This window comes from Romboutsia sp., assembly GCF_051659545.1.
Lineage (GTDB): Bacteria > Bacillota > Clostridia > Peptostreptococcales > Peptostreptococcaceae > JBOFOR01.
The window spans coordinates 64,840-75,728 of record NZ_JBOFOR010000289.1 but is presented as its reverse complement, the minus strand read 5'-3'; the positions used below and the strand labels follow the sequence as shown (position 1 = coordinate 75,728).

General features: G+C 27.8%; 12 protein-coding genes. All 12 read right to left on the bottom strand.

Annotation, left to right across the window (positions count from 1 at the left end; all coding sequences use genetic code 11):
• Positions 1-656: 656 nt before the first annotated feature.
• The 12 genes from ACRC03_RS17490 to ACRC03_RS17435 all read right to left on the bottom strand — a co-directional run bounded on the left by ACRC03_RS17490 (position 657) and on the right by ACRC03_RS17435 (position 10,872).
• Positions 657-881: a hypothetical protein gene (locus ACRC03_RS17490; RefSeq protein WP_438653886.1), complete on the bottom strand. Its 225-nt coding sequence runs from the start codon at positions 879-881 to the stop codon at positions 657-659.
• Between the two features lie 191 nt (positions 882-1,072).
• Positions 1,073-1,375, bottom strand: coding sequence for a PTS sugar transporter subunit IIBC (locus ACRC03_RS17485; RefSeq protein ID WP_438653885.1), 303 nt, complete (start codon positions 1,373-1,375; stop codon positions 1,073-1,075).
• Positions 1,376-1,593: 218 nt separating this feature from the next.
• Positions 1,594-1,965, bottom strand: coding sequence for a VOC family protein (locus ACRC03_RS17480; RefSeq protein ID WP_438653884.1), 372 nt, complete (start codon positions 1,963-1,965; stop codon positions 1,594-1,596).
• A gap of 408 nt (positions 1,966-2,373) precedes the next feature.
• The gene (locus ACRC03_RS17475) at positions 2,374-2,553 is read right to left on the bottom strand and encodes a hypothetical protein (RefSeq protein WP_438653883.1); all 180 of its coding nucleotides are present in this window, start codon (positions 2,551-2,553) and stop codon (positions 2,374-2,376) included.
• Positions 2,554-2,618: 65 nt separating this feature from the next.
• Positions 2,619-3,071: a YaiI/YqxD family protein gene (locus ACRC03_RS17470; RefSeq protein WP_438653882.1), complete on the bottom strand. Its 453-nt coding sequence runs from the start codon at positions 3,069-3,071 to the stop codon at positions 2,619-2,621.
• Between the two features lie 166 nt (positions 3,072-3,237).
• Entirely contained in the window at positions 3,238-4,401 is a 1,164-nt protein-coding gene (locus tag ACRC03_RS17465; RefSeq protein WP_438653881.1) for a class I SAM-dependent methyltransferase, read from the bottom strand.
• Between the two features lie 217 nt (positions 4,402-4,618).
• Positions 4,619-5,368 carry an energy-coupling factor ABC transporter ATP-binding protein gene (locus ACRC03_RS17460; protein ID WP_438653880.1) on the bottom strand — a complete coding sequence of 250 codons (750 nt, stop codon included), beginning with the start codon at positions 5,366-5,368 and terminating at the stop codon, positions 4,619-4,621.
• 18 nt (positions 5,369-5,386) lie between these two features.
• Positions 5,387-6,190, bottom strand: a complete 804-nt coding sequence (gene cbiQ / locus ACRC03_RS17455; RefSeq protein WP_438653879.1) for a cobalt ECF transporter T component CbiQ — start codon at positions 6,188-6,190, stop codon at positions 5,387-5,389.
• 27 nt (positions 6,191-6,217) lie between these two features.
• Entirely contained in the window at positions 6,218-7,258 is a 1,041-nt protein-coding gene (locus ACRC03_RS17450; RefSeq protein WP_438653878.1) for an energy-coupling factor ABC transporter permease, read from the bottom strand.
• Positions 7,259-7,514: 256 nt separating this feature from the next.
• Positions 7,515-8,402: a flagellar motor switch protein FliM gene (locus ACRC03_RS17445; RefSeq protein ID WP_438653877.1), complete on the bottom strand. Its 888-nt coding sequence runs from the start codon at positions 8,400-8,402 to the stop codon at positions 7,515-7,517.
• A gap of 43 nt (positions 8,403-8,445) precedes the next feature.
• On the bottom strand, positions 8,446-10,212 hold the full coding sequence (locus ACRC03_RS17440) for a methyl-accepting chemotaxis protein (RefSeq protein WP_438653876.1): 1,767 nt from the start codon (positions 10,210-10,212) through the stop codon (positions 8,446-8,448).
• A 306-nt stretch (positions 10,213-10,518) separates the two neighbouring features.
• Positions 10,519-10,872, bottom strand: coding sequence for a response regulator (locus ACRC03_RS17435; protein WP_438653875.1), 354 nt, complete (start codon positions 10,870-10,872; stop codon positions 10,519-10,521).
• Positions 10,873-10,889: the final 17 nt, after the last annotated feature.

Sequence of the window (10,889 nt, the reverse complement as noted above, 5' to 3'; positions counted from 1 at the left end):
GCACGCCGCCAGCGTTCATCCTGAGCCAGGATCAAACTCTCAAAATAAATTTTAATTTATGTCGCATTATAATAATCTTCACATTCGTTCAGCTTATTCTAACGCTTAAATATAATTTAAAAAGTTGTCCATCGCTCAGACTAATCATTATCTGAATATCTGGCTTGGTTTGTTTGTGTTTTAATTCTGTTAAGAATTATGTTTGTTTCTATAAATTAACCTACTGTTTAATTTTCAAAGTTCATAGTAATCATTTTGTTCTTGCTTTATTTTGTTTCGTCCGTTTCTTAAGGACAAGTAATACTATATCACCTTGTTTTAATATGGTCAATACTTTTTTTATATTTTTTTATTTTTATTTTAAATATGATTTTAATCCTTAGAGAAGTTCCATTATTATTTGTATCAAATATCTGATATCTGAGTAGATAGTTTACATGGTAGTTATGATTCACGTGTTACTACGTTTAATTTATTGAATAATTTTGCACTATCTTAAATCTATGCATATTATAAGAACGTTAAAATAAATTCTTAGCTATTTTATGTAAGTAAATCGCTAGACTTTATAGCGATTCACTATTTTTTAGCAACGCGCAGAGCCGTTGGATATATTGTGTGTTTCACCGACAGATAACTTAATCGAAGCTATTTTTTTATTTTTCTATATTGTCTTTATTTTTACCAGGTATATCTAACGCTGTAGATTTTCCAAAATAATAACCTATTATCATACTAAATATTGGTACAAATTGCTCGCTATTTATTTTACCTACAATACTTAAGTAGCAAAATGTAATAGTAAGTAAAATAGATATCATTTTTCTTACACCAATAGAACCATCGTTAAAATTTAATTTTTTTATAAAGTCTAAGTTCACTTTTGCTTCACCCTCCTAGTATAGATTTATTCTAAAAGGGATTAATTGGTTCTTACTATATTTATTTTCACTTAACTACTTTTAATTTAAAATTATAATCATATTTTTCCATACCAAACACCCCCAATTATTAGACTTTTGCGTCCAACGATTGGGGTACAGTACATTTATGTTCTTTATTTTACTTAATATTAATTCAATTCATTTAATATTTCTTTTAATACTAGCTTAGCATCATCTAGAACAATTTTAGGTTCTGCTTCATAGTATTCAAAATCTATAAATCTTTCTATATTTTCTATTTCTTCTACTGGTATATTTAAAGAGAATAATATTGCAGTTGCTCCCTGTATATCTTTTATAGACAATTCATTTTTTATATTATTATCTACTTGTATTTCACCCTTTATATTTAATCCTAGTTCTTTTCCTGCCTCTTGTAACTTTTGTAGACATTTTTCACTTTCGCATACTACCACTATATTTTTGTCCATTTTATTCCCTCTCTAGTTTAATTATTATATTGTAAATTGATTATATACCTTAAAATAAAATCTTTCTATGTTATTATTACTATTTCGTATAATTAATATTTTATATTTGTAAAAATTTACTTAACTTAAGCTACCTGCCGGCGGAAAATTTCATATAGCCAACTAATCTTCTCGTTGCATAAAAAATGCCTTCTAATTTTAAGAAGGCTTCATAGTAACTATCTATTTGCTGGTAGTATTTCTATCCAGTAGTTATCTGGGTCTGCTATAAAATATATTCCCATGTCTTTATTTTCATAGCATATACATCCCATTTCTTTATGTAATTTATATGCTTCTTCAAAATCCTCTACTCTAAAAGCTAGATGGAATTCATTGTCGCCTAAGTTATATGGCTTTTCCCAGTCTCTAAGCCATGTTAATTCTAGCTTATGTTCAGTTTCTCCATCTCCTAAGAATACCAATATAAAGCTTCCATCTTTTGCTACTTTTCTTCTACTCTCCACTAACCCTAATGATTTTTGATAGAATTCTAAACTTTTTTCAAGATTTAGTACATTAAAATTATTGTGACAAAATTTAAATTTCATTTATATTCCCCCCCTTGTAATATCTATACCTAATTTCATTATAATATATTCTTCTGATTTTTAATATTACTTTAATTACTGTATTATTGCTAATAGAAACTATTTTTTCTATTTTCTGAAAATATCCACAATATCCACAATCCTCAGTGAATAAAATTATTCATTTTTCATCAAACTTCAAATACCCTTCCCCTTTATTTAAATATAAAAAAAGAAGTATTTTATCTATACTTCTTTCTTTATTTAACTAAATCTATAAACACGCTTATCTATGTATTTGAAAATGAATTAAAACTTGTAAATTAATCTGTATACCTACATATTACTTATTAACATCTTATTAGAGTTATTAACACTTTTTTCCACTTTTATTTAGCTATATGAAAAAAATTTTGTGAATACTTTTTTTTATATGAGTAATATTTTTGATAATTCACTATTTATCATTTTTAATTTTTCTAGATCACTTATTTTTCTCTCATTTAATATGTCTTTTATATTGGTAATTATAATTTTATTATCAAAAGCTTCTTCTTCCCTTAATTCTATTAAGCCTTCTATAATATTCTCTCTACTTAATATAATCATTTTTATCCCCCCTTGACTTTATACCTTGATTCTGTCCATAAATAAATATCTTAATCATATTTATTCTAGTATTTTGGGATATTTAATAATTTTTCGCATAGCTCAATCAAACTATCTTGAAATTTAATATTATCTTCTTTCCTTCTCTTTTTATTGCCTTTTACTCTCTCTCCTGAATTTCTAGCTTTCTTTGAAATATACCTTGTAAACAATAGTTGTTCTATATTTTCATCATTATAAATCCACCCATTTTGATTTATTGCATATCCTCCCTTAGATAAAACCATCGCTGCCAGACCATAATCTTGGGTAATTACAATATCATTTTTATTCAATTTATTAACTATAGCAAAATCAACAGCATCTGCTCCTTTACCCAAAATTATCACTTGTACTCCTGGCTTATTAAATATATGAGCTGTATCACACATTATTATTGGCTCTACTTTAAATTTTCTAGCTACATTTATAGCTATATCTACTACCGGACATCCATCTGCATCTATTATTATTTTCATTTTATCATCCTTTACTTAGTTATAACTTTTTAATTAATACAATACGGTTTTTATTTTTAATTTTTATGTGAATTAAAATAATATATGTAATCTTAAAAGAGATGATGAAAACAAAATTTCATCATCTCTTTTATATTCAATAATTAATTTAAAATTATTAATATATTTATATTAATTTATCTTCCTTTAATAAATTAAACAATGTCGGTTTAAAATTAAACTGCTTCATTAGCTCCTCAACTTCCTGTAAAGATTTTTCTTTCTTTTCATTAGGAATATTAGCTTTAGAAGCTCTTATTAGTATATTTTTAGGAGAATGTGCAATATCTATAAATTCTAGCAATTGAGTTTTATAACCTAAACTTTCAAGTAAATTAGCTCTAACTGAATCAGTCATAAGTGCTGCAACTCTCTCTTGTACTATTCCATACTTAGTTAATATCGATAAAGACTCTGCTTTCATTTGATGATTAAGCTCATGTTGACAACAAGGAACTGAGAAGATCATTTTACTGTTCCACTTTATTGCATTGTACAAAGCATAATCAGTTGCAGTATCACAAGCATGTAACGTTATTACCATATCTACCTTATTGTTATATTTATATCCATTTATATCTCCAAGTTCGAATTTTAAATTTTTATAACCATATCTATTAGCTATATCATTACACTTTTGTATAACGTCCGCCTTAAGATCTAAACCTATCATATTTACATTTATATTTTTGATTTCTACAAAATAATAGTAAAGTACAAATGTTAAGTATGATTTTCCACATCCAAAATCTAGTATAGTAAGTTCTTTATAATCATTCTTTTTAATTTCATCATCTATTATTTCTATAAACCTATTTATTTGTTTGTATTTATCATATTTAGAATTTACTATTTTACCTTCCTTAGTAAAAATACCTAAATCTATAAGAGGTTGTATCATCATTCCCTCTTTAAGTATATAATTTTTTTCTTTGTTATGGCTTTTATTAACTAGATTTACGTTATCATTTTTCTTTTTACCTAAAAACACTTTACCTTTTTTAGATATTTTCAAGTCAAATGTAGTTGTAGTTGACCATGCTCCAATTTGTTTATAGTTAGATTCTATATATTCTAAAAGCTTTTCTCCTAAGTAGTCTACATCTATATTTTCATGAAAAACTTGCTTATCTGTATATTTCTCTATTTGATAATATGCCTTTTTGTTAGTTTCTTTCAGAGTGAAATTTATCTTATTGTATTCTACATCTTTATTCGTTCTATTACTAATAACCACTTTGACTATTTCTTGTTTAACTATCTCATCAATTGCTTTTTTTAATTCTTCCATGTTTAGACACCCTTATCATTTGTTTTTTTGTTATCTTTTGCATATAACAATATTATTACATATATCAAATTAATTCAAACTCTTTTTAATTTAAAAACTTCTTGATAGTATGGTTTATCATTGCGTAAAAAATAAAAGCCTCAACTCCGATAAATTATCGAAACAAAGCCTTCATTTCTTATTTTTGATTTTCTAGTATATCCTTAACCGAATATATCTAAATATTTACTTTTCTTGTTCCTTGAATTGATAATGGTAATTCTAGACCACATTCATTCATTAGTTCTTCATTTGTAAGAATATCTTTGCTATCTCCATCAAATGCTATTCTTCCATCTTTTATTACTATAGTTCTTTCACAAGTATCTAGTACCATATCTAAATCATGGGTAGCAATTATCTTTGTATGATTAAAACTATTTAAAAGATTTATCACCCTTCTTCTAGCTTTTGGATCTAATGCTGCTGTTGGCTCATCCATTATAAGTATGCTTGGTTCCATAGATAATGCAGTAGCTATAGCTACTAAATGTTTTTGACCTCCAGATAGTCTATGTGATGCTCTATTGCTTAAATTCTCAATTCCTACTTTTTTTAAAGCAATCATTACCTTTTCATTTACTTGATTTTCACTTAATTTATAATTTCTAGGACCAAAAGCTACATCATCATATACACTAGTCATAAAAAGTTGGTCTTCCGGATTTTGAAACACATATCCCAACTTTTTTCTTATTTGTGGAAGACTTTTTTTATCTATTAAGGTATCTTTAATATAGATACCTCCCTTAGATGGTAATAATATTCCTGTAAGTTGCATTAATATAGTAGATTTTCCCGCACCATTTGCTCCTACTAAAGCAATTGATTCTCCACTATTTATAGAAATATCTATTCCCCTTAAAGCTTCATTTCCATCTGGATATCTATACTGTAAATCTTTAAATTCTATAATGTTTTGCTCCATAATCTTAGTATCCTTTCTTTATCCTGTGATTAAACTTCCTATAAATAATGGAATATTTATATTTCTAGCTATGATAAAAAATGAAACCCATATTAATATATAAATAATATCTTTAGATTTTATAGACTCTACTCTTGTACTATTAAAATCACCCTCAAACCCTCTTAAAACCATAGCATTATGTATTCTTTCTGCTCTTTCAAAACTTCTTATAAGTAATTGACCTATAAGTGAACCCCATACTTTGAAATTTATACCTTTTTGACCTGGTGCTCTTAGCATATATGCATTATAAACTTCTCCTACACTTTCTAAAAGCACACATATATATCTATAAGTTAACACAAATTGCATAGTTATTATTTTAGGAACACCTATCATCCTAAGAGCTTTAGATATATTTTCTATTCCTGTGGTAGATACGAATAGTAATCCACACATAATTGTAAGAATACCTTTTATTAATAATGAAACAAAAGAAATCCAACCACCCGTTATATTTAAATTTAGTATGCTAAATGCAACAGTACGGTCAAATATAGGATTAAATATCCCTATCCCTAAAATAAAAGGCAATCCTAAAAGAGACATTTTAAAAGTCGCTTTAAAGGGCACATCACCTAAATAAAATACTACTATAGGATATAATATAAAAGGTAAAATACCTCCTATTTCATACTTTGAAAAAGACACTATACTTACAATATAAGCTATAGTAATTATCAATTTAGCTAAAGGATGTATCGTATGTACTATAGTTTGTTTTTCTCCTAATTCTTCAAAGCTTCTTATTTTATATATTGAATCTGTAAAGCTAGACATAAATTCACATCCTTTTTTACTAATTAATTAATTATTTATACTTTGATTAATGTTACTAGATTTCTTTTTGTAAGCCTTTAATCCCATACCTATTCCACCACATACACCTAAAGTAATAACTCCACCTACTACCCCTGCAACTGAAGTTCCAAGACCACCTTCACTATTTTTAAATCCATAATCAGGTAAAAATGCTGTTTTTTCTTGTATACTTGCTAGTTTATCATTTACTGAATTACTATCTTGTAATTCTGCCTTGCCTGTTACATTTAATATTGACCACTCTAATCCATCAGGATTTGAAGATGCTACAAGCGATAGTCCTCCTCCTATAAATACCGTTAAAATTGCCATAGTTATTATTAATTTTTTAAATGACATCTTATAATTTTTAGCTTCTGCATCTTGTATAATATCTGGTCTAGTTTTATAAACAAATGATACTACACAAGCTGTAATTACACCTTCTACAAAACCAATTGCTAAATGTATTGGTTGCATCAACAATACAAATGTTATGAATGGAAGTTCTGTTTTTCCTGATAATAATGTTTCTAAAACTACATTAAATGATCCCAATTGAAGTGCTACAACAACAGAAATAATTGAAGCTATCCAAATTTTCTTAGTTGAGCATCCTTTTTTCATTATATTTCTATATATTAGAGGGTAAACAATGAAGCACGTAAACAATCCCATATTTATAACATTACACCCTAGTGCTAATAATCCTCCATCGGCAAAAAATAATGCCTGTATTCCTAAAACTGATAACATAGTTAAAAATCCTGCTTCTGGTCCAAGTAGTATTGCTAATAATATCCCTCCACCTATGTGCCCACTAGACCCTGTTCCTGGTATTGTAAAATTTATCATTTGTGACGCAAATACAAAAGCACCCATCACTCCCATTAAAGGTATTTTCTTCTCATCAAATCCATGGTTGTTATTTATAGAACATTTCATATCTTTTTCTATTTTTTTTGCTGAATATACTGCCATCCCAGCTGTTAAAGCCCACATACTACCTCCAACTACTGGAGATATTAAAGCATCTGCCATATGCATATCTCTTTCCTCCTCATCTTAATTATACATATTTTCTAAACCTTGAACATTACACCTATGCTACTTAAAAAAAGCCATGAAATTTTAATCCTATATTACTATAGAATAAAACCTTCATGGCTTTGTTTTCTCATTTTCTATTTAATTCTATTTTCTAACTAAATAGTAGTACTAACTTACATTCTTATCAACTATCTTTATATTTTATTTGTGTTAATTTTATTTAATATTTAAAAAAACTTTCTATATTTCAACCTTATCCTTCTTTCTTTACACTGTCAGTTATGATAACACCCTTTTTATTTTTAATAATCCCAGGCTTACATTTAAATGATCTTGATCCTCCAACATGAAGATCTATCTCTCCCTTTATTTTAGTGTCTAGGGTTATTACATCATCTACTTTTAAGTCTAAAAGTTCATCTACACTGATACTCGCTTCTCCTAATCTCGCAACTATCTCAGTACTTACACTATGTATCCTGTTATATATGGCACTTATAAATTCAAAGTCATATTCATGATTTTTATTTATAAATAATCTTTTAGTTTCTAATTGCTCTAGTACCAATTCCATACTACTATAAGGATTACAAAAACTCATTTTACCAACTTCTCTATCTCCATCCATCATTTTCATATGAGATATAATAACAGATTCACTTACAGGGTATTTTTTACTAACAGCTCCAGTACTGTGTACATTTGTGACTTCTCTAGATTCACAGCCTTCAAACATATGCATTTTATTTAGTAAATTACTAGTTATATATGATATTAACTCTTTATCAATTTCTGTAAGTTCTCTTTTATAATCCTCAAGTATACCATCTCCACCAAGTGTTAAATCTATAAGTAAAAGTGCTATACTTTTATCTAATTGGTATAGAAGTCCTTTAACTAAAGGTTGTATTGCATGCTCAATAATTACAGAATCACTTGCTATAGTATTCATAAATTCTTCGTAGTTTGTCTGCTCTATTTTTTCTAATTTACATGTAAGCTTAGTTTTTTTTAATTCATAAGCTGTAAATGAGTTTATACTCTTGCAAAATTCTTCTGAAGTTACAGATAAGAACCTCATATTGTCAGCAGAATACCTTTGTGGTTTTTTAAAGTCATATATCATTACTTCTTCATTCATAATAATTTATTATATCTCCCATCTAAATTTTACATTTTGAAGATTATTCTAATTCATTCATTGCAAAATATTCTTTATCCTCTTTCTTGAAAGTTATATCAGGTTTGCTGTTATTTTTAGTACCTTTTAGTTTAAACTTTTCAATAAGTGATTTTAGCATTTGTGCTTGTCCACTTAATTCCTGACTAGCCGCTGCACTCTCTTCTGATGTAGCAGAGTTCGTTTGTACTACATCTGAAATTTGTTCTATTCCTAACTTAATTTGTGTAATTGCACTCGCTTCTTCTTCACAAGCCTTAGCAATTTCATCAACCAATGCTGTAGTTCTATTAGTTGTATTGATTATCTTTTGAAGCGACTGCGCTGTATTGTCTACAATTCCAGTTCCATTATCTACTGCTTTTATTGAATTTTCTATAAGTGTTGATGTATTTTTAGCAGCTTCTGCTGACTTAGCAGCAAGGTTCCTTACCTCATCAGCAACAACAGCAAATCCTTTACCTGCAGAACCTGCACGAGCCGCTTCTACAGCCGCATTTAACGCTAATATATTTGTTTGGAACGCTATATCATCTATCGTTTTTATAATTCTACTAATTTCATTAGATGTAAATGATATTTCTTGCATAGCTTTAATCATTTGTTTCATTTGTTCATTACCTTCTTTAACCTCACGACTTGAGCTTAAAGTTAAAGTGTTTGCTTTTTTAGCATTTTGAGCTGTATCTTGAACTTTATCAGACACTTCCATTATTGTAGCAGATAATTCTTCTATTGCACTTGCTTGCTCTGTTGCACCTTGTGCTAGCATTTGTGAACCACTTGATACTTGGTCTGATGCTGCTTCAACCTCTTGTGATGCTACATCTATTTGTGATATTGTTTCACTTAAATCTTTTGTTATCTTATCAAGAGTATGCTTAATACTTTTAAATACTCCTATGTACTCTACTTTAGTAGTAACATTAAAGTTTCCTTTTGAAACTTCACCCAATATACGAACTGTATCTGTTATCATTTCTTTAGTTTTATTACTTACATTACGCATACTTTCTGATAAAACTCCTAGTTCATCCTCTGATTCATAATGAATTTCAAAATTATACTCTCCAAGAGCCATTTTATTTGCAGCTAATTCTATTTCTTTAATCGGTTGTCTTAATGTTTTTGTAGTATATAAACATATAATTATTCCTGTTACTATTGCAAATACACTTAATATCATAGAAATAATTGCTGATTTTGCAACTGTTTGCTTTACATTTTTATCAAATACTATACCATCATTATATGACTCATCATAAAGTGCACTAGCACCCTTTGCACTTTTTTCATAAACAGCCCAGTATTCACTATTCAAGGTTGTTAAGTCTGCAGCTTTCTTAGTATCTCCTTTTTCTATAAACCCATAAACAGTTTCGTATTGTTGTTTTAATTCTGATACAGAACTTTCAATATTTGTTATTAGTGACGTATCTGCACCATCTATGGCTTTAATTGATTCTAACCTTTTATTTATACTATCAAAATCACTTAAAATTATAGTTTTATAGTCTTGTGGGTTATCTCTAAAAATTGCATTTGAAATATTTCTTCCTATAGACACTAAATCTCTCTCTATTCCCATTGCTTCAGTTGTAGATTGATAAGGTCCATTAAATAAATCATTACTTAGATTTCCTGCTTTTTTTAAATTAACGATTGCATAAATATTTGCAAATGCTGTAATCAATAATAAAAGAATAAAAGATACCCCTAATTTTTTTCCTATGTTTAAATTTCTTATACTTCCTATTTTCATTTTTTTCATATTCACGAATCCCCCCGCCCTTTGATTTACACTATCTAACATAACAATATCTTTATAGTTATAAATATCCTTTAATATATTACATAATTTTATATTCTTATACGGATAAATAAGCTAATACTTTAGATTTTATGTAAAATATTTTACTTTCTTTTAATTATATTTTGTTAATTTTTTCATATGCAAAACTAAATTTATTGAGAATTAGTCATAATTATTATAAAAGGAAGACGTTTATACATCTTCCTTTTATAATGAAATCTACCATATTATGATCAAAATTTAATTATTAATAATTGTCCTAAATTATAATTTAGATAAAGCAGCTACAATTATTTCTTCTTTAAAAGGTTTTACTATAAATCCCTTTGCCCCATAAATAATAGCCTCTTTCATCCTTGCTTCCTGCCCTAGTGCCGATACCATTACTACTGCTGCACCTGCATCAATTTTTTTAATTTCTCTCAATGCTTGAAGACCATCCATTTCAGGCATAGTAATATCCATAGTCACAATATCTGGCTGTAATTCTTTATATTTTTCAACTGCCATTAACCCATTTTCTGCTTCACCAACTACCTCGAAATCATGGTTTGAAAGCATACTACGGATAGACATACGCATAAAAGCTGCATCATCAACTATTAGTACTCTTTTCATAACTTTATCCCCTTTCA